This is a genomic window from Candidatus Palauibacter polyketidifaciens, from assembly GCF_947581785.1.
Taxonomy (GTDB): Bacteria; Gemmatimonadota; Gemmatimonadetes; order Palauibacterales; family Palauibacteraceae; genus Palauibacter; species Palauibacter polyketidifaciens.
Map to the genome: position 1 here is coordinate 53,203 of NZ_CANPVO010000046.1, position 23,984 is coordinate 77,186.

Consider the following 23,984-nt stretch of genomic DNA (forward strand, 5'->3'; position numbering starts at 1 on the left):
TCGGGCAACACGGCTCGCGACCGGCTCGTTCGGTGCCGTGCTCGCCCCGGAGTGACGCTTCTTCTCTCTCCACTGGCAGCGGGTGGGCGAGGGGGACATTATCGGGCATGCCCATCCTGGCGCAGCGCCTCGCCGATCTCGGGACCGAGAACGCCTTCAAGGTCAACGACGACATCCAGGTGTGTCTCGACCGCGGGATGGACGTCATCCGCTTCAACATCGGCGCGCCGGACTTCCGCAGCGCGCCGCACCTGAATCGCGTTGCCGTCGCGGAACTCGAGGCCGGGAACTCGGGGTACTGCGACGCGGCGGGACTCCCGTCCTTCCGCGAGGCGATCGCACGTCACGTTTCGGCTACGCGCGGGATTTCTGCGGGGGCGGATCAGGTCGTCGTCACCCCCGGGGCCAAGCCGCCGATCGGCTACACCTTCCAGACGTACGTGGACCGGGGCGACGAGGTCGTCTACCCGAGTCCCGGATTCCCCATATACGAGTCGTGGGCGACGTTCGTGGGGGCGCGTCCCGTGCCCCTGCACCTCTCGGAGGAGAAGGGCTTCGCGTTCACGGCGGACGACCTCGGGGCGCTCCTCACCGAGCGCACCCGGCTCATCATCCTCTGTTCGCCCTCCAATCCGACCGGAGGCGTGCTGTCGGCGGAAGATCTTGCGGGCGTCGCGGCCGTGATCCGCGAACGCTGTCACCCGGACATCCGGATCTACTCCGACGAGATCTACGAGCACATCCTCTTCGACGGCCTGGAGCACCACAGCATCGCGTCGCACGAGGGCATGGCGGAGCGGACGGTCATCGCGAGCGGCCATTCGAAGGGGTTCGCCATGACGGGGTGGCGTCTGGGCTGGGCCGTCCTGCCGACGGCGGAGGAGGCCGACGTCTTCAAGAATCTGAACATCAATATCATGTCGTGCGTGCCGCCCTTCCTGCAGGAAGGTGGGCGGGCGGCGTACGAGGACCCGGCCACGGCCGGCGTCGTGGCGCACATGGTGGGGGAGTTCGAACGTCGGCGGGACTTCATCGTACCCGCGCTCAACGCGATCGAGGGCCTGAGTTGCCAAGTGCCGAAGGGAGCGTTCTACGTCTTCCCGAACATCTCCGGCGTGTGCGAGCGGCTGGGCGTGTTCGAGGCGTACGGCGCCATGCCGCCGGAATCCCGCGCGCGGACGACGCCGTCCGGCATGCTGCAGATGTTTCTGCTCTACCGGTACGGCGTGGCGACGATGGACCGGGCCTCCTTCTGCCGCATCGGCTCCGGGGGCCAGCACTTCCTCCGCATCTCGATCGCGAACAGCATGGAGGACATCGAGCGCGGCGTGGCTCGGATCGAGTGCGCCGCCGACGATCCGGATGGATTCAGGGAGTTCCTGGAGACGGAGCGCCTGTGGGGCTGAGGACCGCGGCGACCCTGCCGCTCGCCGTCCTGGCCATCGGGGCCATCGCGGGCGAGGGCAGGGCACAGATCGTCCAGCCGGCCCGGGACGCCTACCGCGCCCTCGTGCTCCAGGCGCCGGCCAGCGTGGAAGCGGCCGCCTACGGGAACGCGCCCTACCTGCGCGGTGGCGGAGCGGACCTCCTCTTCTACGCACCTGCCCTCATAGGGCGCGCGGGCGGCATGGCGGCGAGTCTGCACCGATACGGCTCGGAGGGCACCCTCGCGACGCTCGCCTCGAAGGGCAGCGTCGGCCTGGGCGACTTCGCGGTGGGTCTGCAGTACATGCGCTACGGCGGCTCCGGTACCGCCGCGCTTCCGGACCTGCAGTACGCGGCGTTCGGCGACGGCGAACCCGTGACCGAGTTCGCTGCCTCGCTCGGCTACGCACGCACGCTGTTCGGCGTGGTCGATGCCGGTGTCGTAGCAAAATACCTCGAACTTCACTTCCTGCGCGCGCTCCGGGATCGCGCGCTAGTGGTGGACCTGGGGGTGGCGCGCGAGTTCGGACCGACGATGGTCAGCCTGACGGCCCGCAACCTGGGATCGGATGTGAAGACGAGGACTGTCACGGACATCACGGACAGAATCCCCACGCAACTGGCCCTGGGCATCTCGACGGAGAGCTTCGAGGTCGGGGAACTGGACATGTTCCTCACCAGCCAGATCGCCCGGCGTCGGGATGGCGAGATCATTCCGGCCGGCGGCGTCGAGATCTCCTACTGGCCCGTCCAGGGCTACACGTTCCGCCTCCGCGCCGGACTCCAGCGCGTCGTGGAGGACGAACGGAGCCCGTTCACCTTCGGCCTCGCGTTCACGGGCGACGCCCTGACGCTGGAGTACGCCTTCCAGGCCTTCGACGTGGACGGAGACGCCCACCGCTTCGGCCTCAGCTTCCGCTAGACGTTTCGGCGGGAAGCCTGCCGGCGCCATCTACCATGATGTTGATGGTAGAACGGACCTTGAATACCCTCTCCACCGTCGGCGACACGATTCCACTCGACTCCGCCAGCACGGTTCCCCCGGCGCGCTCACGTTTCGTCCGCCCTTCCGCGGTCATTTCTCCTGCCTGCGTTGCGTCATCGAAACCGGGAACGGTGGCTACCGTCCTGCCGGCTGCGAGAAAAAGGCCGCGCAGTCTTCAGCCGTATCAATGCCGCTTCGCAAGGCGCCGTTGGTCGAGGGAACCCCCATGTACTCGCCCGCGAGAAACAGCCCCCTGACGTCGGCGAGGTCTTGCCCGCGCATCCGATCCAGCGCCGTCATCATGCCGCCGGGTGCCAGACACACGGCTTCGTCCCAGCGATGGACGTGGGTGAACAGCGGCCGGGCCATCGTCGGGAAGTAGTTGCGGATCTCCGCGAGAACCTGCTGCGACGCCTCTTCGTCGCTCAATGCGAACAGTTCCTCGGCCCGCCTCCCGATCACGAGCGCGTCCACGAGCGCCCTCCCCTCCGGCACGGTCTCCGGCGCCATCACCGCGGAGTCGCTCATGCCCGTCATCAGCGCTCCCGTCTCCCTCGGGAAGGCGACGGCGTACCAGTCGGTGGGGAACGGGCTCGAATCGACGCCGAAGAACACGCGGCAACACTTGGAATAGGTGACCCGGCGCAAGACGTCGCGGATGCCGGATGGGAGCCGGGGGATGATCTCGAGGGCCTTGGTGGCGGTCGTTGCGCAAACGACCGCATCGGCCTCGATAAAGCCCGCTTCCGTGACCACGCCACGCACCGCACCGTCCTCGAGAACGATCCGGTCCACGGGCGTGGATACCCTGATACCACCACCTCCCTCGGCACAGGCCCGCGCAAGGGCGTTCACGAAAACGCCGGGACCACCATCGGGCAAGCAGGGCCAGGCGCCGCCGTTCAGGCCAAAATCCCAGGCGGCTACCATCGCGTAGGCCGCGCCAACCTCCTCGGGATACCCGAGCGTGTAGCTGCTCAGGTTCGGCTGGATAAACCTCTCGAGGACCTCGGTGCCGAAATTGGACTCAAAAAACTCAGTAGTGCTGACACCCGTATCGAGGTCAAGTATGCGCCGATGATCGTCGAAGCTCAGGTCGTTGGCTCGCGCTTTCAGCATCTTGACGAACCGGAGCGCCTGCCGGAGTCCCCTGGGCGACAGCAAACGGAACTGCAGAAACGTCCCGGCCGTCTTCAACTGACTTGCCGGTGATCCGCCACCATAGAAACCATGAAACCTGCCGCTGCGGTACACGCCGCCGTTTATCGGAACGGGGGTTCGCTTTAACGAAACGCCAAGTTCGCTCGCCAACTGCCTGATCGTGCCGTACGACTCGAGGAAGACGTTCGCCCCGACATCCATATGGAAGCCATCAATCTGCTTTCCCGTGACGCGGCCTCCGATATCAGGAGAAGCCTCGAAGACGGTGACGTCCAATCCGTGTTTGCGGAGAGTGTATGCGGCGCCCAATCCTGCCATTCCGGCACCAACCACAACGACGTTCCGATTCCCGCTCATATGTCACCCATATAGATACTTCAGCTTGATGCACGGGCTTCTTTGGAAAGGAAGCTGTTGTAACTTCGGGTGATGCCGGAACGAAGGAAGGGACGACTTTTATGAATATGGAACGAAGGACGAAGGAAGGGGGCGATTCTTATTGAGGGCTCGGAGCGGCCATGGAACCTTCGGCCCAGGTCAGTTGCCGACTGTCTCCCGATCTGGTCCGCTCAGCAACGGCCGTACGAACTTTTCGTTGAACGCGGCGAAGAGCTGGTCCGGGTCCATACACTCAAGTTCCCGCAGCGTGCATCCGGGCCATCGCTGGCTTTTTCGCGTCAGCGTCGGGCGGGCGAAGCGGACGATCCTGCTCACGCTCTCCCAGTTCAAGCCCGACAGGTGAAGCTGATGGGCGCGCAGCAGCACGAGACCGCCGAGGAACCGGTTCAGCGTCGTCGCGCGCGCAGTGGCGTCGGCGAACTGCTGGGAGAGCGTGACCGGAGAGCAGCGGATGGCACGGGCTAGTTCGCCGGCGCAGCGTACGGGCGTACCCTGGGCTTTGCGGAGGCTATGGGCCAGGCCCGTGCGAAGGAGGCGGGGGAGGTCCGACCGGTGTATGACACCGGCCAGATGAGACAGTCCCGATGTGCTACGCGCTCGGACGATCTCATCGGGGAGTTGCGTCTCGAGTTCGTCGAACCAGACGAGCGCGGACACCCGCACATTGCTCAACCAGCGCGCAACCGCCGAGTCGCGATCCGTCACCAGGATGACCGGAACCAACGGCAGCGTCCGCTCGATCTCCCTGAGAAGCTCGACCGCCTCGGGCATAACCCAGCGGCGATATGCGATGATCAGACAGGTGGTGTCGCCGCCTTCGGCCGTGGCGACGGCAGCCGCATCTTGCACTACGGCGACAGGGCCGTCCACGGCGGCCTTGACCTGCGCGGCATCACCGATCGAATGGCTGAAGACGCGGATCACTTCAGGGGGTCCGTAACCGGCGACATGTGGTGCCGCTCGTCGGGACGGCTCTCATCCGTGGGCCCGGGCCCTCGGCGCCTCACGCCCGACGAACTCGCAATCGATGACGATACGCCCGTCCGCGCGTCACGTCTCCATGGCTCCATCAGTGGCAATCCGCCCGTCGGAGGGACATGTGCATAAAATCCAATTCCCTAATTCTTGCCACTCGAAGTGCCTCCGGCAACCACCAAAACGGGGGAATGGCGGCTTGTATGTGATCGTAGCGCGACAAAAAGGTATAATTTGACGACGATTACGCGATATGCTGGAGAATTGCGGAGGTGCGGTGCGAGCCGGACCCGATCGAAGAGCACGTCGTTGCTGGTCGGCGGCGCGGTCACGGCCTGCGCTGCCGGACGGTGACGGTGATCGGCCCTTTGACGCCGATCCCGTTGCTGAACTGCTTCGGAGCGTCGCTCGAAGCCGGTTCGAGGCGCAGGCGCTGAGCGAAGCTGGCGTGGGCGAACACGAACATCCTCTCCGCAAACCCGCCGAACGGGCAGCTCCGGTCCGCGACGCCGAACGGAATGTAGCCGTGTTCAGGGCATCCGCGATCCCTCGGCCCCGGTTCCTCCAGCCAGCGTTCCGGTCGGAAGTCCTCCGGGCGGTCCCAGTAGTCGGTTCTGCGGTGCAGCACACGCGCCCCGACGTTGGTGACGGTCCCCTTCGGAACGAGATGGCCGCCTACGATGCGGTCCTCGCGCGGGCGCACCGGCAGCAGGACATAGGCCGGCGGGGCCAGTCGAACCGTCTCCTGAAAGACGGCCCGGGCGTAGGACAGCTTCTCGAAGTCGGCGACTTCGACGGGGCGGTCTCCCAGGACCTCGTCAACCTCCTGCTCCAGGCGGCGTTGCGCTGCGGGTGCCTGGGCGAGGAAATGGACACCGTAGGTCATCGCGGCGGCGGGCGCGTCCGGGTAGCCGCAGAGGAAGGCGAGCGCCTCGTCGCGGATCTCCTTGTCGGTGAGGTGGGACGCGCCGTGGACGCCCTCGTCCCTCGCCCGGACGTAGTGGGCGACCATGTTGTCGACGGGCCGGGCCTGATCCTTCGCCCGTCGGATGGCTTCTTGAACTACATCGTCCATCGCCCTGAGCCAGCGCCGAATCGGAATGTAGAACGGCGAGTACTGCTTCGTGAGCACGGATGCTCCCGGGAAGAGCGCCAGAAAGAGATCCACCTTCACGGCCTTCAGAACGTTCAGCTGAACGGACGTCGGGACGGCCAGGTCCCGGCCGACGACCGCGTCGAGCAGCGTCCGCGAGGTGAAGACGTCGAACTCCTCTTTAATGTCGATCGTGGTTCCCGGCCGGCACCTCTGGCGCATGGCCAGGGCACCGTCCCTGATGATGTCGCCGTAGCCGCGCATGCTGCTCTCGTCGAGCCCCGCCAACATCAGCGAACGTCGCTGTTCGTGCTCCTGGTCGAGGAGCGTAGCGAGACAGCTCTCGAGCATCGGGCCGGTCGGAAACCACTTCAGGAAGTGGGGCTCCTGGACGTCCGGTACGAGACGGGCGTCGAACACGGCGCAGCACTTGAGAAACGGAAGCTCGTAGAACACGATGTCGCCGTATTCCCGGTGGAGTTCTTCCATGAACCCGGGGAAGTCGGACTGTCGCCGGAGCAGATTGCCGAATCGGCGCCCCTTGGGACCAGGGGGCAGGCTCGGCGATTCCGAATTGGTTGATGTCATCGCCACCTCTCCTCGATCTAGTCGTCTGCAACTGCTCTCGGTGCAACGCGGATTTCTGCTACGGACCGCAGGGAGTTGACGACGGTGGACCGTGTGCGCCGCGTCGTGGCGCGGAGGTGCAGGGCCGTCAATGCAGGCACGACAAGCATTAGGATGCCCGTCGCGAAGACGATGCCGAAGCCGATGGACGCGGCGAAGGGGATGAGAAACTGCGCCTGAATGGCCGATTCGAGCAGGAGCGGCGTGAAGGCCAGGAACGTCGTCGCCGACGTGAGAAAGATCGGACGGAAACGGGCCTTCGCCCCATCGATAATCGCGTTCCTGGCGGGAACCCCATCCCGCAGTTTCCTGTTGATGAAGTCGACCATGACCAAGGAATCGTTCACAACGACCCCGTTGAGGCCGAGGATTCCCATCATGGAAACGATGCTCAGGTCGATGCCGATGATCAGATGACCGAGGATGGCGCCGATGAGGCCGAAGGGAATGACGGCCATGATGATGAGAGGCTTCGTGTATGACCCCAGAGGAATCGCGAGTAGCGCAAAGATGACCAGCAGCGCAAGAACGAAGCCTCTCCCCAGGGCGTCCGTGGACTCGACCTGTTGCTGCTGTTCGCCTCCGAACGCATAGGTCAGTCCGGGGTTGGCCCCGGCGAGTTCCGGGAGAATCGTGTTCGCCAGGATCGCGGTGACCTCGGCGCCGGTCGTCACGTTCGTGTCCACGTCGGCGGTGACCGTGACCGTGCGCTGACCGTTCTTCCGCCGAATCGATGAGGGTGATATCTCCATCCTCACCGTGGCGACGCGGCTCAGGGGCACCGTGAAGCCGGTGGGCGTGCGGACCGTGTACCGTTCGACGTCGGCCGCCGTGTCCCGCTCGTCCGATGGAAGGCGCACGTAGACGCGGACATCCTCCGGGCCCCGCTGGAGGCGCAGCGCCTCGGTGCCGAAGAACGCCGCTCGCACCTGTCGGGCGAGCTCGCCCAGAGTGAGACCCAGCGTTTGCGCCTCGGGTCGCAGTTCGATCTGAATCTCCTGGAAGCCGGCCGAATGATCCGACTGGATGTCGAACACGCCCTGCAACTCCCGAAGACGCTCGACCGCGGAGTCGCCGATGGGACCCAGCCGCTCAGGGTCCGGATGCGAGAGGTCGATATGGACAGGGAGGCCAAGGTTGAGCAGCTCGGCCGTGAACCTGAGGCCTCGGGCCTCGGGCACGGCGCCGACTTCTTCCCGCCAATGCTGAAGAAAGGTGCTGGCGCTGATGTCCCGCTGCTGGGCACCAAGCAGCTTGAACTCCACGCTGCCGATGTCGCCACCGGGTTTCAGATTCGGCTCCTGAACCAGTCCGCCTCCCCGTTCCAGTCCCGTCTTCATGCCGACCGCAAGCGTGACCGCGCTCAGGAGGGGCTCCGCCTTCTCGGGTCGACCGCTCGACAGCCGGTCGATGGTCCGGCGGCCGGCCGCTTCGAGTTCCTCCGCGATCTCTGTCGTGCGCCATGCGGGCGTTCCCACCGGCATCTCGAGGTTCGCGGTCACGATGTCGCCCTCCACGGGCTCGGAGAGGATCACGTCGATGATTCCCGCCGGCACCAGCGACACGCACAGGATGACCACGCCGACGGCGGAGGCCAGAACCAGCTCGGGCCGACCGGTGGCGAGGCGCAGCCCCCGGTCCAGGGGGCCGGAGAGGAACCACTGGAACCCGTCGTTGACACGTTTCTGGGTCCAGGCAAGGAAACGATCCAGGGAATTGGAAGGCGTCCATTCCGGGCCCGGGAGATGGGACAGGTGGTTCGGCAGCACGAGAAGCGACTCCACCAGCGAAAGGAGGAGTACGGAGATCACGATGATGGGAAACGCGCCCATCACCTCTCCGAAACCGCCGGGAAGGAAGAGCAGCGGAGAGAACGCCGCCACGGACGTCAGGACCGCGAAGATCAGGGGCTTCTTGATTTTCTGAGTGCCTCTGATCGCGGCGACGACCCCGCTGGCGCCTTTCTGGCGTTCCAGATGCACGTGCTCGGCGACGACGATCGCGTCGTCCACCATGATGCCGATGGCCAGGACGAAGGCGAACATCGAGATGGCGTTGATGGAAACGTCGAGGACGAGCATCACGGCCAAGGCACCCGTGGCTGCAACAGCGATCCCGAGCGCGACCCAAAGAGCCAGCCGGATGTTCAGGAAGAGCGTCAGCGCAACAAAGACGAGCAGCAGCCCCAGGAAACCGTTCTTGACCAGAACGTAGACCTGTTCCCCGTAGATTTCCGCGTCGTTGTTCCAGATGGCGACCTCGACGCCGGTGGGCAGCGAAGGGAGGATCTCCCGCTCCAGGTGGTGCACCACCGCGTCCGCGACGTCCAGGACCTTCTCGCCGGCAGCCCGGTACACTTCGACGAAAGCCGCCGGCTGGCCGTTGTAGCGCGTAATCAGGTGAACGTCCTGAAAGCCGTCCCGCACGTCGGCCAGGTCGCCCAGACGTACGAGGGTCCCGTCGCCCTTGCTCAGGACGACGATCTCTTCGAAGTCGTACTCGCTGTAGCTCTGACCCGTCGTACGGACCCGCATTTCGGCGCCGACCGTCTCGATGCTGCCTGCCGCGAGGTCGAGCGAGCCGTCGCGGACCGCGCCGGCGATGTCTTCCAGCGTCAGGCCGAGAGCTTGCAACCTGTTCCGAGGCACTTCGACCGAGATCTCGTAGTCACGTACTCCTCGTGTTTCCACGTAGGAAACTTCGGGAAGCGAGGCGATCTGCTCCTCGGTACGGTATGCCAACTCCTTGAGAGCGCGCTCGGGAACGTCACCGTACAGGACCAGGCGGATCACGCTCTGACGGTTGGCGCGCTCTCGAACCTCGGGACGCTCGGCGCCTCCGGGAAATGACTGGATGCTGCCGACCGCGGCCTCGATGTCGTTCAACGCACGGTTGATGTCCGCACCCGTCTCGAGCACCGCCATGACGGACGCCATGCCCTCGGCCGCGACGGAGGTCACATCCTTCACGCCGTTGACCGTCCCGACCCGCTCCTCGATTTTCAGGATGATCGACTCCTCTACCTCGTGCGGAGTCGCGCCGGGATAGGGCACGGTGATTTCGATGTGGTTGGAAGAGGGAACTGGATACATCTCCTGCACGAGGCCGGGAAGCGAGGCGAGCCCCGCGGCCAAAATGAAGGCCATCAGGAGGTTGGCGGCCACCCCGTTTCGCGCCATGTAGGCGACGGCACCGCGCGGGTACGCGTCGTCGTTCTTCACGAACCTGCGCCGTGCCTCTGTCCATCGGGACTGGAATCGGGAGCGCCATGGAGCCGACGAAACGGAGTCTGACGATCAACGCCTCGTGCGGAACCGTGTTCCGCGCCGTTGCCGATCTGGGTCACTTTTCCAAAGCTGTGCCTCAAATCGATCGCATCGAAATCCTGTCCGAGAGCACCGCCGGCGTCGGAACGCGTTTCCGCGAGACGCGGCTCGTGCGGGGCAGGGAAACCGCATCCGAGCTCAGGGTGGCCGAACTCGTGGAGAACGAAAGGGTTCGGTACGTCTCGGACACCTTTGGTACTCGCTGGAACAGCACGTTCACCGTCGCTCCGGCCGGCGACCGGACTCGGCTCACCATGGTGATCCAGGGGCGACCGTACAGGGTGCTGTCCAGGTTGGCGGCGCCCCTCATGAAGTTCCTCACCGCCAAGGCCGTTGCCGCCGACATGAAGGGCATCAAGGCATACGCGGAGAGCCTGGAGGAGTCTGCGGCGTCGGCGTGAGGGCCAGACGTCCGCTTCCTTCCTTACCTCCATGCGGCAGGGCCTTCGGACCCGACCATGATGATGCCGACAATGAGCCGGTCGGTTCTGCGACTCATTCGCTCGTTCGGTTTTCCGCTCATACGGTCACCATATTCGTCCTTGCTCTGAGGCACGGTTTCTCCAGGAAGGAAGCTCGATGGGATTGCTTCTGGAGGAAGGGACGGTTTTTATGAATTTGGAACAAAAACCGATGAGAGAGGGCGATTCTTATTGGGCGCTCGAGGCCGCTACACAGCTGCGGCGCAGGTCAGTTGCAACGTCGGGCCGCTCGGTGGGACGGCTCTCATCCGTTGGCCCCGGGCTGACGGTAAGGAACTCGGTCCGAAGCCTCTCCGTTCGCGGATCAGCCCGATCAGCCGGGCTCTCTCCTCAAGCGCTGTCTTGCTGCGATCCACGCCTCCGTCGACCTGCCATTATGGCGCGCCCTCGCCAGTGTAGAAGGCGGTCGCTCGGACGGAGGCGGCCCGCGCCGCATCCCGGTCCGTTCCCAGGGCGATGGAAGCCTCGCACCACGCGGCGCTGCTCCGGCGGGTGAAGGCGTCCCACAGATCCTCCCGGCCCGCGCCAACGACCCGGGTCGCGACGAGCGCGTGCACCGGTTTGCCCTCGTGCTCGCGCCGGCCGAGCTCGCGCGTGACGGAGCCCACGGGGCGGGTGGCGGCGTGGTTCAACGGCCGGGCCGCCTTTCCGAAAAGCCGATGTCGTCCACGACGACGGTGCCGGCCACCGTGTGGTCGAAGAGGAGGCGGATCTCCCGGGGTGTGGCCGGATCGAACGAAGGATTGGCTTCGACGAAGTCCGCGAGCGGGAGGGAGAAGGACTGGAGCACGAGTTCCCACTGGTTGTCGAAGGACTCCGCATCGTTGCGGCGCCGCACGACGGTCTCCAGGGGTCGGCGGATGGGCCCGTAGGCCGATAGCCGCACGCTCGCGGATTCGCCGTTCGCGTCCGTAACCACGACGGACAGATCCACCGGCTCATCGTCTTCGTCGCGAACGTCGTCCCGGCTGTCCTCGGCCGCGTCTTCCCCGCCGGAGGGCGCACCGGCGTCCGCGTCGTCGCCGTCGGGTCTTCGCGGCCCCGGTCGGCCCTCCACGGCCCCCAGCTGCAGATCGAGGTGGGAAGCGGCGCTCAGGCTCCACTCCGCAGCTAGCCCGTCCGGCAACGCGATGGAGTAGCTCGCGGGCGTCCCCACCGCGTCCTCGTCGCCGGCGACCCGGTTGTTCCAGCCCAGCCAGAGCGCGTTGTTGTCCTGCGAACTCGACGTCGTGGGCCGGTTCCGCGAGCGCAGGTCGAGGAGGTTCTCCCGCCACGTCCCGAGCGAGTCTCCCCTGAGCGTCACGCCCGGCGCCGTGCCGGTGGTGAGGTCGATGTCCTCCTCGAACGACGCGAGCGGCCGGAAGCCGCTCGACTCGAACTGCGTGATGTACATTGTCTCGGGCAGCCAGCCCCCGATCACGCGATGGTCCCGGAACATCGGCATGTAATCGGGATTGTCGCGGAGCGTGGTCTCGAGGAAAGCGGAGATATAGATTTTCCCGAACTCGCGTTGCGCTTCGCCATCTATGAGTCCCCGCAGGTCGAGGCGCCGGGCGCTGCGCGGGCCATTGTCCTTGTTCCCCCAGACGGTATTCCACTGTCCGTGATTGGCTCGGTACATGTAGATCGCGGTCTTGAAATAGTCGCCATTATCGGTGAACGACAGACGATTATAGAGGCGCAGACCGTGGAAGCTCGTGACATCGCCGTCGTGCGAGCCGTGGAACACCATGTAGTTGACGTTCTCGACGGGCACGAAGCGTCCAGTCGGAAGGTACTGTCCGTCTACCGGGGCGATCGCGATGATCGCGCGGATCCCGTGGTTGAAATCGAACGCCAGCGAAGCGTCGTCCGGATACCGTGACAACCGGTTGAAGGCCGCGGCGTGTCCGACCGCCTCGCCTCCGCGGGAATGTCCGATGAGGGCGATGCGGTCGAAGTCGATCTTCCCGTGGAACGGGGTGGCTTCGTCCGCCGCGAACTCCTTGAAGGCGTCGATGTGTTTGAGGAGGAACCAGCCGCGCCCGTCGTTCTCGTTACGGATGCCGCCGTTGATGAAATTCATGTCGACGGAGGCGAACACGTAGCCCCGGCTGGCGAGCAACTCGCCGAGATAGCCGTATCCGGGGTCGGAGAAGTCCCTCATGTCGTGGTTCCCGTGCACGATGAGGACGAGCGGGAACGGGCCCTCGCCCTCGGGATACCATGCGCGTCCGTTGATCGGGAATTCCTTCGGCGTGAAGCCCCAGTAGCCGTTTCGCTCCTTCGCGGACTCGCCGAGAGAGACGAGCTTCGAGGCGTCCACCGTCTCGGTCACGATCGAGACGGAATCGCGGTATTCCGGCCGGCGCCGGTCCGTGCCGCTCCCGTAGTAGAGGCGCGAGACGCGATACGGGCCGGGGAGGGTGGGATGGTCGGCGTCCAGCGACTGCTCGGCGAGGACCGTGGTGTGGTCCGACGGCGTGAGTCGCAGCGGGCCGTAGCAGCCCGATACGGTGACTGCCGCGGCGACGAAGGCGAGAGCCGGCATCGGGAAAACGCGCCGCCGGCTCAACCGCCCAGGTCCTCCAGCTCAGGATCCAGGGCCGCCCCCGGATCTCGTCCCTCCGGAGCCTCGAGCGAGAACCTGAACTGTTCCGCCAGTTCGGGGTCGTCCTCGATCTCCAGGACGCGCTTCGCGATGTACTCGCCGAGCACCGGCCCCTGCTTGAACGACTCGGCCGTCCCCAGGCCGGCGAGCCACACGTTGTCGAAGTCGGGATGCCGGTCGATGAGGAAGTTGCGGCTGGGGCCAAAGCAGTAGTGGCAGGCGCGCGTCTCGTTGATCGGGGCTCCGGCCATGTCGGGGAAGTACTGCTCGAGGATCTCGCGCGGCCGCTCGTGGGCCTCCGGCGGCACCCAGCGGTCGCTGGTGTCGGGGTCGTCGCCCTGCTGCCCACCGACCCGCACCCGGAAGCCGCGGTGGTCCGGGCCGAGGGCCGGCCAGCCCGTACACCCCGGCACCCCGTAGCTCGGCATGTTCGGGAACATGAAGCGCCGATCCGGGACCGCGAAGTAGAAGACGTTGCCCACGGGGATGCGTATCCGATCCCCGAACAATTCCGGGAACGTCTTTCCCATCCACGGCCCCACCGCGAACACGAAGGTCGAGGCCGCCAGCGACTCGTCTCCTCCCAAGGTCACGTCGTTCAGCCGGCGACCGTCCGATCCCCCGAGCGCCGCGCGCGCGATCCGGATCTCGCCGCCCTCCATCTCGAACCGCTTCGCCACCGATTCAATGGCCCGCCGCGCACGCACGACCCCCGCGTTGGGTTCGTGAAGTCCGAGGGAGACGCCCTCCTCCGTCCGGATCCAGGGCCAGCGATAGTGGATTTCGTCCACGTCGAGCAGTTCGTAGTCGACGCCGAGTCGGTCCCACTGGGCCATCGTGTCCTCGAGATAGGGGACCATCTCCTCACGCAGGATGAGATCGCCCATCTGGTAGAAGACGCGCGGCAAGAGGAGTTCCTGCCCTTCTTCGTCCCACTGGATCCAGCGGCGGATGGCCTCGTTGGCCCAGCGATTCCACACATAACCCTCGGGGCGCCCCCCGTAGGAGGAGCGCACGCCGCGGGTCTCGCCGCCGGAGGTGGAACGCGAGTTGCCGGGGCCGTACGCGTCGAGCACGGTGACCGAGACGCCAAGCCGCTGGAGGTTTAGCGCAGTCCAGATGCCGAAGTTTCCCGCTCCGATGACGACGACGTCGGGCGCCTGGCCGGCGCGCCTGCGGAGGGGCGTGGCGCGCGGCTGGGGGACGGCGCCTGCGAAGAGGGATCCGCCCGACAGCGGCGGGACGGTGCCGAGCGAGACACCCGCCGCGCCGGCTGTCGCCGCCTTCAGAAACTCCCGTCGATCGATCGCCAAGTGGAGCGTCCCCTCCCGGAGCGAGTCAGTGCGGCGTCAAAGCTGTCCCAGGCGTCCAACGCCGTGCAAGCACGGTGATGCGGTCCCTCGCCCTGTAACAACAGGGCCGCCGCTCGCGGCGCTGCGCTACCGCCGCTCGAACGCCGCGTCCATGAGAAGCCACGTGTTCGGATCGAAGACGACATCGAGCGGCTCCGCGGGAACGGGGATCGTGAACCGACCCTCCCTCCCGCCGACGTCGATCACTTCGAATCGGGGCGGCCGAGTGGCCCCGTGCACCCCGCCCTCGAGCGGACCATCCGGGGGGAGGTGAATCGCGATCTCCACCGGCATGCGGAAAGTGTAGCGTTCGTCCTGCGTCTGCCGGATGTCGACGTGGATCGCCCCCGCCGCCGCGTCGTAGCTCCAACCGCCCTCGTACTCCAGCCATCCGCCGCGATAGAGCCACTGGTCGAAGAACGTTCGCAGGTCGAGACCCGACGCCTCCTCCATCGCCCGTCGAAAATCCGCCGTCGTCGCGCTCCCGTCCCGGAACTCCCGGTAGTACGCCTGGATCCCGGCCCAGAACGCGTCCTCCCCGACGACCCCGCGCAGCATGTGTAGCGTCCACGATCCCTTCTGGTACGTTCCCGGCCCGCTCGTCACGAGGCCCATGTCCGAGAGATTGTCGTGAACGATCCGATAGTCCGGGTTCACCGCCATGAAGTCCCGGATCCGGTCGCGGCTCACCTGCAACCGCTCGATGAACTCGTCGCGCCCGTATTGATGTTCGATGAAGAGCAGCGTGAAGTAGGTCGCGAAACCTTCGCTCAGCCAGATGTCATCCCAGTCATATTCGGTGACGGAATTTCCGAACCACTGATGCGCCACCTCATGGATGATCACGTTCCGCCAGCGCACGTCCCGTTCGCCCGTGACCGAGGCGTCGCCGTAGAAGATGGCGGTCGCCGCCTCCATTCCGCCCCCCACGCTGTTCGACTGTACGTTCGCCAGCTTCTCGTACGAGTAGGGGCCGACCATGTCCTCGTAGAACTCCATCGCCTGCTTCGTCGGCACCGCAAAATCGTGGAATCCGGCGTCGCGATCCTGGGCGTAGACCCACGTCTGGATCGGGATGCCCCGGAAGAAGTCCACGGTCTGGACCGCGAACCGGGCGACCCCGAGCGAGTACAGCCACGTGGCGGTCGGGACCGACTGCTTCCAGTGGGAGCGGCGCGTGCCGTCCAGCAGGTCGGTCTCTTCGATGAGCAGGCCGTTGGAGATGACCTGGTAGTGGGCCGGCGCCGTGACGATGAGTTCGCTCGTCGCCTTGTCGTACGGGTGGTCGATCGTCGGAAGCCAGTTCCGCGCCTTGTTGGGCCAGTTGTCGCTGAAGAACGTGCGGTCGCCGTGCTTGTTGGGCCCGATGATGAGACCGGTGGCCGGGATCCCTTCGTATGCGACCGTGATCCGGCGCCGCTCGCCGGCTTCTACCGGGGGCGCGAGCGAGATGAGGAGCGCATCGTCCCGGTGCTCGAACTCCAGCGGACCATCGGCCCCCGCCACGGTCCGGACCCGCATGCCGGTGCCGTCGGGGTTCTGCCCGATCAGATCCAGCCGCACCTCCTCAATCCCCGCCTCCAGGAACCGGAGGTCGATCGTCGCCTCGCCCGAGATCATGTCCGTCTCGTCGTTCAGCGTGAGCGCGAAGGCATAGTTGAGCGCGTCGATCGCCGGATTCTTCGGATACGTGTCCATCCCCGCCGACGCGGGCGGCGCGGATTCCGGTCCGCCCGCGCCGGATCCGAATGTGAGCGACGATACGAGAAGCAGGGGCAGGGCGTATTTCATCGGGCACCTCGCGCTTGATTTACGATCCGCGATGAACCTGCAACCAGGAACATGTTCCGCGCACGTCCCGCATTTTGGTGTCGGCGTGTGATGATGCAGGAGTTCGGCAACGATTGACGGGTCCCGGCGGGAACACCGATTGTGGCCGAAAACCGAGACGCGGAGGTGCCGGAATGACTCGTCGAGTCGCCGTTCTGCTGGTCGCTGGTTTTGCCTTTGCCTCGCCGTTCTCTCCTCATGTGGAAGGCCAGGAGACGATCGCCATCGTCGGGGCTACGGTCATCGACGGGAACGGGGACGCCCCGCTGGCGGACGCCACGGTCGTGATTGAGGGCGCCCGCATTGCCGCCGTGGGGCCGAGAGGTTCCACGGCCGTGCCGGACGGCGCGCGGATCATCGACGGGGCGGGGAAGTTCCTCACGCCCGGCTTCGTCGACACCAACGTCCACACGAGCCTCTACGGGGCCGGCTTCGGGAAACACCGGAAGGAGAACGCCGTCTTCTACTGGGAGCGCGGGGCGGAGATCGCCCTCGAAGCCGCGCAGATGCACCTCAAGCATGGCGTGACGCACGTCCGCGACAGCTACGGCCAACTCCCGCAACTCATCGAGGTGCGAGACGCGATCGCTGAAGGACGCGAAATCGGCCCGCGAATGCAGGTCGCCGGCAATATCGTCGGCTGGGGCGGCGCCTTCTCCGTCACCTTCTCGCTGATCGCCGACTCGGATCTGTCCCTGTGGGAGGAGCAGTTCTCCGACCACCTCGCGCAGGGGGCGGGCGAGGATCTAATGGACATGTACCCGGAGGAACTCCGCGTCGCGATCAACGACTATCTCGACAAGGGCGTGGACTTCGTGAAGTACGGGGGGAGCAGCCACTGGTCCTACCCCACCATGATTGGCTTCTCTCCCGAGGCGCAGCGGGTGATCGTGGAGGAGACCCACAAGCGCGGGCTCGCCGCCGAAACGCACGCCACCAACCCGGAAAGCCTGCGACTCGCCGTCGAAGCGGGGATCGACCTCATCCAGCATCCGGAAGTCCTGGCCGGCCGTCCGTATTCCGAGGAGTTGCTGACGCAGATCCGCGAACGCGGCGTGATCTGCTCGATGCTCGTCAACACGATCACGGGCGCCGCGTGGGAGCAGCACCTTGAGGACGTGGCCGCGGCCGAGGCGCGCCTCGCGAGCGAAGGGAAGGCCGCCGAGTGGGGGCGCCTGCGCCGGCCCGTCGAGCGGGAGAAGACGTCGTTCGAGCTGCGCCGCGAGCGCAACGCCCTGGGCGAGGGGAACGCCATGCGCCGCCAGAATGCGAAGAGCCTCATCGAGGCGGGCTGCATCGTCACGCTGGGCACGGATAACTTCCCCGCCGCCGACATCCAGTTCCTGCGCGAGCCGAAGCCGATCTGGCAGGAGCCCGGCATCGGCACGCTGATGGCGATCGAAGGCCTCGTCGAACTGGGCATGACTCCGTCGGAGGCGATCGTCGCCGGCACCCGCAACGGCGCCTTCGCCGCCCGCGCTCTCGACGATTTCGGCACGATCGAAGCCGGCAAGTTCGCGGATCTCGTCCTCCTGGACGCGAACCCGCTGGAGAACATCCGCAACATCCGCCGGCAATCGATGGTGATGAAGGAAGGGAAGGTGATCGACGTCGACGCCCTCCCGACGCGCCCCGTGATGTTCGTCCGCTGATGGGACCGCGGAGGCGCCCGATGGGCGTCGCCTCGGATACGATATTGCTTGCCCATATTGCACGATATGGGTAGTATGGGTCAATGAAGACGACGATCGATATCCATAGCGAGCTTCTCGTTCGGGCCAAACGGTACGCCAGCGATAACCGTCGTTCTCTCCGATCCGTCGTTGAAGAGGGGTTGAGACGGGTACTCGAGGCGAGGCCGGTCGCCTCCGGATACCGGATGCCGGACTGCAGCAAGGGAGACCCCCGCGACGCAGATCCCCTGGCAGCCTACACGTGGCAGGATCTCTCGGAGATGATCTACGAGCCGAGCAGGATCTTCAAGCATCCCGACGCCGGATGATTGCGGTAGATACGAACATCCTCGTGTATGCGCATCGCCGGGAGTCGGCCCTCCACGAGTCGGCGCGCGACATGCTTGGGATGCTGGCGGAGGGCGACCGCGCATGGGGCATACCCTGGCCCTGCTGCTACGAGTTCCTGAGTGTCGTTACGAACCGGCGCATCTGGCGCGACGCAGCGACCGAGCCCGACGAGGCCTGGACCCAGCTTCGAGCCTGGACCGAGTCGCCCTCCAACCGCTTGCTGGGAGAGACGGACGGTTTCCTCGACCTGCTGGAGCGTTTGGTCACACGCCGGCGCGTCCGCGGTCCGCTCGTCCACGATACCCGGGTGGCGGCGATTTGCTTGGCTCACGGGGTGGAAGTCCTGCTCACGCGAGATCGCGACTTTGCGCTCTTTCCGGAACTGGTGACGCGAGACCCCTGGCGAGATCACCCCGCGTGAGGCGACCGGCATCCCGCGACACAGGCGCGTGCGAAGTGGTCGGCGGTGTCCCGGTTGGCGACATTGACTTCGCAGCTTGCCTCACGCACCGGGGACAGACGCCGGGCATCTCCGGGCGAAGTTGACCGACGCGTCGCTACCGCCGATCCAATAATCGCTGGAGCGTCGCACGTGCTGCGGCGTGGGGGTTGGGTATCGAGCCCGTCGGGGGCTTGGCGGCGAAGGGGATGGCGCCCACGCCGTCGACGGACTCGGGCAAGTCTTCGGGTGTCTCGCTGGGGGCCGCGGCGCCCGAAGCGGCGAAGAAGCGGAACTCGTCGCCCGGGTAGAGGATCCAGACCGACCGCGCCGCCGGGATGGCGTCGCGGTAGGTGTGCATCTTGTAGAGGTCACCGCGCTTGAAGTCCCCCCTACGCTCAGCCGCTCTCTCATCCGTTGCCTCTCCACCGGCCGTGGCATCTCCCTCGCCTCCGGCAAGTCCAGAATCGGCCAGCTTCTGGCGTCTGAACTTCGCGTCGAGCAGGTGGAGACCCCGGTTCGGTCCGCGCTCGATCTCGAGGGCGATGTCCGGGCGCAGCCTCAGCGAGTAGCTGTGGCGCGGTGGCGTCCGCGAGCGAGAAAACGATGCGTTGTAAGCCAGCTTGACACCACAAGTCCATTCAAACGCTCGATTCCCTTCGAGAGCGGTCTCGAACGAACTGCTCGTTGGGCGCGCGCGGTGCGACGGCGGTCCAATGAGGTCTTGAATGATGTCGGCGAAACGGAAGAAGCTCCAAAGCTCGTACAGGAGGGCGATGTTCTTGAGTTCCAGCAGGTCGCGCATTTCGCGCCGATCGAGCGGGATTCGGGGCGCGAGTCGGATCCGCGCGAAGTGCCGGAGCACATCCCTGTAGCCGCGCCGCCGCTGCAGGACCGTGGACGAAAACGGGATCCGCGCCAACGTTCCCACATCCTCCCACATGGAATGCCGCACGATGGGCATCAGCGTCTCGTCCATCCGGTCGCAATCGTCGAGCAGATTGCGTTCGAACGCGTTCCGCCGGTGTGCGACCGCCGAGCGCATTCGGCCGATGACCCCCCGTGCCTGACCGATGAACGCCTTGACGAAACGGTTCTCGGGCGTGTCGATCGTGGCCCGGATCCGCCGCTCGGACACAGTCTCCGGAAGCTGGCCTCCCAACTGCGAAGCGAGGGCCGCAACGGCCGGAGAGAGCGACGAGGTGTGTGCCGGAACGCCCGCCCGCGTCACCAGATCGAGCAGCGTCTGCTCGTCCACTCGCGTTAGCGCGTCAAGCCCGACTTCCCTGCGCTCCGTCCGCCAACGCCGGTACGGGGCGCGCTGGATCAACTCCAGGGCGGGTACGAGTCGCGTCGTGAGGGGGGCACGGTCCAGCAGGACATACCTCAGATAAACGAACGCGTGATAGAGCACTTCGTCACGAGGTGCCGGCCCCCGAGCGAACCGGGCGGCACCCGGATCCCCGGCCGCGAAGGGAAGGCTCGTGGCTACGTCCGTAAGATCCCCGAGGAGCGCTTCGAAGTCCTCCTCTCGGAGCTTGCCGGTGTACAGCTCCACGGGATGCCCGACGTGAGGGAGTTCGAGTACGCCGACGGAGTTAACGAGGTCGAGAACGAGCGCCCCGCGCCCGACCTCGGTCCAAACACCCGTCGGCAGGACCGCCTTGATGTCCGCAAGCAGTTCGCCCGGACCCTCCAGGATCCACCGCGACTCGCTCTGCAATCGCCAACGCCCATCCTGGAAGCGCGGAGGCTCGCCGGACCGCCACGGCATGATGGCGATGGGTGGGGATGCCTGGCCCGGCACGGATGTCTCGCCGCCTCCCGTTGAATCCGCCTCCGCCGTAGCAATCACCCGATCGACATCACTCGATGAACGCCGTGAAGCCGCGCTGCCGGAGACGCCGCAGCATGCGCCAGATCTTGGCCGCCGTGCGCGGGAACTCCGGATCGGGGCCGTCCGCAGCCCCATCGCCGGCGTCGGTCCCCTCCTCGGATTGCGGTCCCTCGGTCTCGCCTGCCGATCCGTCCGCATCGCCCTGAGACGTTCCCGCGGGAACGCCCGCGCGGGAGGCGGTCGTCCCATTGGGCCTCAGCCGTCCATTCACGACCGTCCATTCGTCGAGCCGGACGTCGGCATCCCCGCGCCTCCGCTCACCGCCATGCACGGCGAAGTCGAACAGCTTTTCCAACAGGGACTCCAGTTCCTGCTGCGTCCCGTGGAACTTCGGCAGCACCTTTTGGAGCAGAGCGAGATCGAACGCGGCCTTCACGGACTCGTCCCCGTTCGCCGACTGTTCCCGCGCGAGGTTGACGAACCGGGCGATCTCGTTTGCCACCCGATACCCGAAGTGCCGGTGCTCCTCCTCCAGGATGGCGTGCAGTTCCAGGAGGATCCGGGCGTACCGTCCACGGGCGACCCCGGTAAAATCAAGCCAGTCGTTGCGATCTGGCTTCTCGTAGGGCGTGAACCGAAGCGCCCCGTCCTTCCCGGCCGACAAATCGAGGTCGCCGGACTCGCGGCTTGCGACTCCATCCGTGTAGCCCTCGAGGTCGACCTGGTCGAACTCGATCGTGAACGCTCGGTCGAGCACCTTGGGGCTGAACATGTAGGTCGTCTCGTCAACGTTCACCGTGCCGGTGAAGAAGACGTTGTTCGGCACCCGGAGTTGTCTCGGCACGGGAACACCCGACTCCGCCGAACCGTCCTCTATCCCCTCGTCGTCATGGAGCGAGATCGGCTCGTCCGACTCAAGTGCCGAAAGAAAGTCGGAAAAATAATGCTCCACGCGGGCGAGGTTCATCTCGTCCAACACGACGAAGAAGGGATGCGGGGCCCTGTCGTCCTCCTTCTTGGCTCTCGCTTCCTCGTCCCGTGCCTCCAGAAGAAGCGAGAGGAACGGTGTCATGGAGTACGCGCCGGTGATGGGGTTCAAGTATCCCAGCAACCCTCGGTTGTCCACCCAGTCCGGCCGCACCGGAACGACGACGCGGTTGTCAAGTTTCCGCTCGGCGACTTCAGTATCCCCCAGCCGGAACTCGATCCGATGGTCGTCGGGCGTCTCCCCTTTCCCGAAACTGATGTAGAACTGGTCCCCTGGCTGGAGGTTCTCCAGATACCAATCGCGGAAGTCGTGTGCGCCCGCAAATAGGAGCCACGTCACGTTTCGATTCGGCTCACGGTAGAATCGGAGCTTCGTAAGCCCGCCCGGGTAGGCTACTTGGATCATGCGGCTAGCGGACCCTGACGTGGGAGCCACGAAGGACTCAACTTCGGCCGCGAACCTCACTGGCAGGATGATCTGACGCCACTTGAAGTGAAATGGCCGAGCCGTCATCCTGACCGCGTCGTCCGGTGCGCTCGACCTGTCGAGTTCCTCCGCAGGCTGGTCTTGGATCGTTGCCGGGAAACTGCGAGCGACCGCCATGGCGATCTGCGTCTTCCCCGTGCCCGAGATGCCGGTGAGAATCGCGAACCGCTTGGTCTGCAGGGCAAGGACGTAGTTTGCGACCGTCTCCGTCGGAAAAAGCAGTCCTCTTGCACCGAAGGATCCAACGAGGTCCCGAAACTGCGGTCGACCGGATCCGGTCGTTTGCTCCTGATCGTCACCCTGCAGGCCATCCGTGTCCGGATTGGTGCGGTAGCTTGGGTAAGGCAGTGCGAGTCCGAGTTCGCGGTTCAGGAAATCGACCACTTCGTTGGAGTGCGACTTGCGGTATGCGTTCTTACGAACCGTCGAAGCCGTGAGGGCAGCATGGTGAGCGTCCTCCAGGGATCCCCATATGTCAGCGGCCGCCTGCCAGCCCAGCTCAAAATTGTGCGCTCCCGGGATTCTTGGTCGGTCCCACGCGTGGAGGGCCAGATCATCTAGCGCCTTCCGCACCTCCGCATCCAGTCGCTCGGGCAGGAGGAGTATCCGCACCCGATCCTCATGAAGCCGGATCGCGCAGGCATTACCGACGTTAAGCGCCACGTAGGTACCGCCCCCGTCCACCGACGTCCCCCAGCCGGCGTGACTTTCTGCGTTCGCCACTTCGATGGATCTGGCGGTCGCACGGAGAATCGCTTTGCCGGCGTCGGAGTCGGCGAACGCAGCGAGGATTCCCATCCCTGAGCCGTCCCTGCCGACCGCTGAAGGCACCGGGGCGCTCAGCTTGCGCTCCGGGTACGGCAAGTCGCGATCGAGTGTGGATTTCAGAAAATCGATGACGGCGTGGGCTTCAGGGTTACTTATTTTCGAGTCCGTTCCCTCGTACTCCAGCATCTCGTGGTGGGCCCTCTCGAACGACTCCCATTGCTCGGCGGCCTCGGCCCAATCCAACGCGTAGCGCTCCGAACCCGGCTCTTGTACGAATGAACCGCAATAATCGCCTGCCGCAATCAGGGTTGTCATTGCTGCTGGATCCACGCTCTCCGCAACCAAGGCGATCTCGACCTTGTCGTCCCTGAGAGTGATCGCGAAGACTCGGCTGATTCTGAGGTTTACCGTCCAACCCTTTGATTTCCTAACGGTGGGAGTCCAATAGAGTCGTGCGCGGCGGTTCGCGACTTCGATCGAGTCGGCCATCCTGTGGAGAACTGCCCTGCCGTTGGGGTCGTCGGCGTAGCGCTGGAGCAGGGAAAGCGCTTCCGTCTCGTCTCTGGTCATGGCACCGCCGTGGCTGGGAGTGTCCGATTTGGCGAGTGAACGTGTCCGTGTGGGAGTGGTCCGTCCATACCCAAAATAAGGGGGGTGGCGTGCGACGTGGACGCTCGGTAGAGTCTCGCGCATGGATTTGAAGCTGAAGGGGAAAGTTGCGGTCGTGACCGGCGGGAGCCGGGGGATCGGGCTCTACATCGCGCGGGCGCTGGGGGCGGAAGGCGCGCGGCTGGCGCTATGCGCGCGCAACCGCGATCCGCTCGAAGAAGCGGCCGAGTCGCTGAGGGCGGACGGAGTCGCGGATGTCCTCACGGTGGCCTGCGACATCGCCGAGGAGGACGGCGCCCGACAAGTCGTTGACGCGGCGGTCGACCGCTACGGGGCGCTGGACGTTCTCGTGAACAACGTCGGGGGCAACCGGCGCGGGAAGTTCGAGGAGACGAGCGACCAGGACTGGCTGGACATCCTCCAGCTCAACGTCCTGTCGGGCTTCCGGGCCAGCCGGCTGGCGATCCCCCACATGCGAGCGGCCGGAGGCGGGTCGATCGTCTTCGTGTCGTCGGTCTTCGGGCGTGAGAAGGGCGGCCCGGGGCTGTCGATCTACAACACGACGAAGACGGCGCTGATCTCGGCCGC

Annotated in this window: 17 protein-coding genes; 7 read left to right on the forward strand and 10 right to left on the reverse strand. The window is 65.6% G+C overall.

Translation table 11 applies throughout. The features are described 5' to 3' along the window. Nucleotides 1–107 precede the first annotated feature (107 nt). Both RN729_RS12760 and RN729_RS12765 read left to right on the forward strand, forming a co-directional pair. Complete coding sequence (locus tag RN729_RS12760) at nucleotides 108–1,406, forward strand: aminotransferase class I/II-fold pyridoxal phosphate-dependent enzyme (RefSeq protein WP_310785350.1); 1,299 nt, start codon at nucleotides 108–110, stop codon at nucleotides 1,404–1,406. Then, nucleotides 1,397–2,347, forward strand: coding sequence for a hypothetical protein (locus RN729_RS12765; protein ID WP_310785351.1), 951 nt, complete (start codon nucleotides 1,397–1,399; stop codon nucleotides 2,345–2,347). The genes RN729_RS12760 and RN729_RS12765 overlap by 10 nt, the downstream gene beginning before the upstream one ends. A gap of 198 nt (nucleotides 2,348–2,545) precedes the next feature. Here RN729_RS12765 and RN729_RS12770 read toward each other — a convergent pair whose 3' ends face one another. From RN729_RS12770 to RN729_RS12785, 4 genes are all read right to left on the reverse strand, one after another. Then, nucleotides 2,546–3,928 (reverse strand): NAD(P)/FAD-dependent oxidoreductase, encoded by a 1,383-nt coding sequence (locus tag RN729_RS12770; RefSeq protein ID WP_310785353.1) that lies wholly within the window; start codon nucleotides 3,926–3,928, stop codon nucleotides 2,546–2,548. 180 nt (nucleotides 3,929–4,108) lie between these two features. Continuing rightward, nucleotides 4,109–4,894 carry a hypothetical protein gene (locus tag RN729_RS12775; RefSeq protein WP_310785355.1) on the reverse strand — a complete coding sequence of 262 codons (786 nt, stop codon included), beginning with the start codon at nucleotides 4,892–4,894 and terminating at the stop codon, nucleotides 4,109–4,111. A 379-nt stretch (nucleotides 4,895–5,273) separates the two neighbouring features. Then, nucleotides 5,274–6,626, reverse strand: a complete 1,353-nt coding sequence (locus RN729_RS12780; RefSeq protein WP_310785357.1) for a cytochrome P450 — start codon at nucleotides 6,624–6,626, stop codon at nucleotides 5,274–5,276. Nucleotides 6,627–6,643: 17 nt separating this feature from the next. Beyond that, entirely contained in the window at nucleotides 6,644–9,886 is a 3,243-nt protein-coding gene (locus tag RN729_RS12785; RefSeq protein ID WP_310785359.1) for an efflux RND transporter permease subunit, read from the reverse strand. Between the two features lie 47 nt (nucleotides 9,887–9,933). Between RN729_RS12785 and RN729_RS12790 the strand changes: the two genes are divergently transcribed. Continuing rightward, nucleotides 9,934–10,392: an SRPBCC family protein gene (locus RN729_RS12790; protein ID WP_310785361.1), complete on the forward strand. Its 459-nt coding sequence runs from the start codon at nucleotides 9,934–9,936 to the stop codon at nucleotides 10,390–10,392. A gap of 455 nt (nucleotides 10,393–10,847) precedes the next feature. Here the strand turns inward: RN729_RS12790 and RN729_RS12795 are convergent, their stop codons facing one another. From RN729_RS12795 to RN729_RS12810, 4 genes are all read right to left on the reverse strand, one after another. Further along, on the reverse strand, nucleotides 10,848–11,105 hold the full coding sequence (locus RN729_RS12795; protein ID WP_310785363.1) for a hypothetical protein: 258 nt from the start codon (nucleotides 11,103–11,105) through the stop codon (nucleotides 10,848–10,850). Continuing rightward, on the reverse strand, nucleotides 11,102–13,027 hold the full coding sequence (locus tag RN729_RS12800; RefSeq protein WP_310785365.1) for a hypothetical protein: 1,926 nt from the start codon (nucleotides 13,025–13,027) through the stop codon (nucleotides 11,102–11,104). Before RN729_RS12800 ends, RN729_RS12795 begins: the two co-directional genes overlap by 4 nt. Then, the gene (locus RN729_RS12805; RefSeq protein ID WP_310785367.1) at nucleotides 13,024–14,376 is read right to left on the reverse strand and encodes an FAD-dependent oxidoreductase; all 1,353 of its coding nucleotides are present in this window, start codon (nucleotides 14,374–14,376) and stop codon (nucleotides 13,024–13,026) included. The genes RN729_RS12800 and RN729_RS12805 overlap by 4 nt, the downstream gene beginning before the upstream one ends. 126 nt (nucleotides 14,377–14,502) lie before the next feature. After that, complete coding sequence (locus RN729_RS12810; RefSeq protein ID WP_310785369.1) at nucleotides 14,503–16,206, reverse strand: M1 family metallopeptidase; 1,704 nt, start codon at nucleotides 16,204–16,206, stop codon at nucleotides 14,503–14,505. Between the two features lie 173 nt (nucleotides 16,207–16,379). Between RN729_RS12810 and RN729_RS12815 the strand changes: the two genes are divergently transcribed. The 3 genes from RN729_RS12815 to RN729_RS12825 all read left to right on the forward strand — a co-directional run bounded on the left by RN729_RS12815 (nucleotide 16,380) and on the right by RN729_RS12825 (nucleotide 18,690). Continuing rightward, on the forward strand, nucleotides 16,380–17,897 hold the full coding sequence (locus tag RN729_RS12815) for an amidohydrolase family protein (RefSeq protein WP_310785371.1): 1,518 nt from the start codon (nucleotides 16,380–16,382) through the stop codon (nucleotides 17,895–17,897). Between the two features lie 83 nt (nucleotides 17,898–17,980). After that, a complete protein-coding gene (locus RN729_RS12820) occupies nucleotides 17,981–18,247 on the forward strand; it encodes a hypothetical protein (RefSeq protein WP_310785373.1) in 267 nt (88 codons plus the stop codon). After that, nucleotides 18,244–18,690 (forward strand): TA system VapC family ribonuclease toxin, encoded by a 447-nt coding sequence (locus RN729_RS12825; protein ID WP_310785375.1) that lies wholly within the window; start codon nucleotides 18,244–18,246, stop codon nucleotides 18,688–18,690. The genes RN729_RS12820 and RN729_RS12825 overlap by 4 nt, the downstream gene beginning before the upstream one ends. A 136-nt stretch (nucleotides 18,691–18,826) precedes the next feature. Here the strand turns inward: RN729_RS12825 and RN729_RS12830 are convergent, their stop codons facing one another. Both RN729_RS12830 and RN729_RS12835 read right to left on the reverse strand, forming a co-directional pair. Beyond that, nucleotides 18,827–20,563: a DUF2357 domain-containing protein gene (locus RN729_RS12830; RefSeq protein WP_310785377.1), complete on the reverse strand. Its 1,737-nt coding sequence runs from the start codon at nucleotides 20,561–20,563 to the stop codon at nucleotides 18,827–18,829. A 10-nt stretch (nucleotides 20,564–20,573) separates the two neighbouring features. Continuing rightward, nucleotides 20,574–23,480 carry a hypothetical protein gene (locus RN729_RS12835; protein ID WP_310785379.1) on the reverse strand — a complete coding sequence of 969 codons (2,907 nt, stop codon included), beginning with the start codon at nucleotides 23,478–23,480 and terminating at the stop codon, nucleotides 20,574–20,576. Between RN729_RS12835 and RN729_RS12840 the strand changes: the two genes are divergently transcribed. Next, a partial coding sequence (locus RN729_RS12840; protein ID WP_310785380.1) for an SDR family oxidoreductase occupies nucleotides 23,479–23,984 on the forward strand: 506 nt, incomplete at its 3' end. The genes RN729_RS12835 and RN729_RS12840 overlap by 2 nt on opposite strands.

Excerpts from the sequence above, each read along its gene's own strand:
- RN729_RS12835 (WP_310785379.1), bottom strand. The coding sequence starts at position 23,480 with ATGCGCGAGACTCTACCGAGCGTCCACGTCGCACGCCACCCCCCTTAT.
- RN729_RS12825 (WP_310785375.1), top strand. The coding sequence starts at position 18,244 with ATGATTGCGGTAGATACGAACATCCTCGTGTATGCGCATCGCCGGGAG.
- RN729_RS12820 (WP_310785373.1), top strand. The coding sequence starts at position 17,981 with ATGAAGACGACGATCGATATCCATAGCGAGCTTCTCGTTCGGGCCAAA.
- RN729_RS12780 (WP_310785357.1), bottom strand. The coding sequence starts at position 6,626 with ATGACATCAACCAATTCGGAATCGCCGAGCCTGCCCCCTGGTCCCAAG.
- RN729_RS12760 (WP_310785350.1), top strand. The coding sequence starts at position 108 with ATGCCCATCCTGGCGCAGCGCCTCGCCGATCTCGGGACCGAGAACGCC.
- RN729_RS12790 (WP_310785361.1), top strand. The coding sequence starts at position 9,934 with ATGGAGCCGACGAAACGGAGTCTGACGATCAACGCCTCGTGCGGAACC.
- RN729_RS12810 (WP_310785369.1), bottom strand. The coding sequence starts at position 16,206 with ATGAAATACGCCCTGCCCCTGCTTCTCGTATCGTCGCTCACATTCGGA.
- RN729_RS12815 (WP_310785371.1), top strand. The coding sequence starts at position 16,380 with ATGACTCGTCGAGTCGCCGTTCTGCTGGTCGCTGGTTTTGCCTTTGCC.
- RN729_RS12770 (WP_310785353.1), bottom strand. The coding sequence starts at position 3,928 with ATGAGCGGGAATCGGAACGTCGTTGTGGTTGGTGCCGGAATGGCAGGA.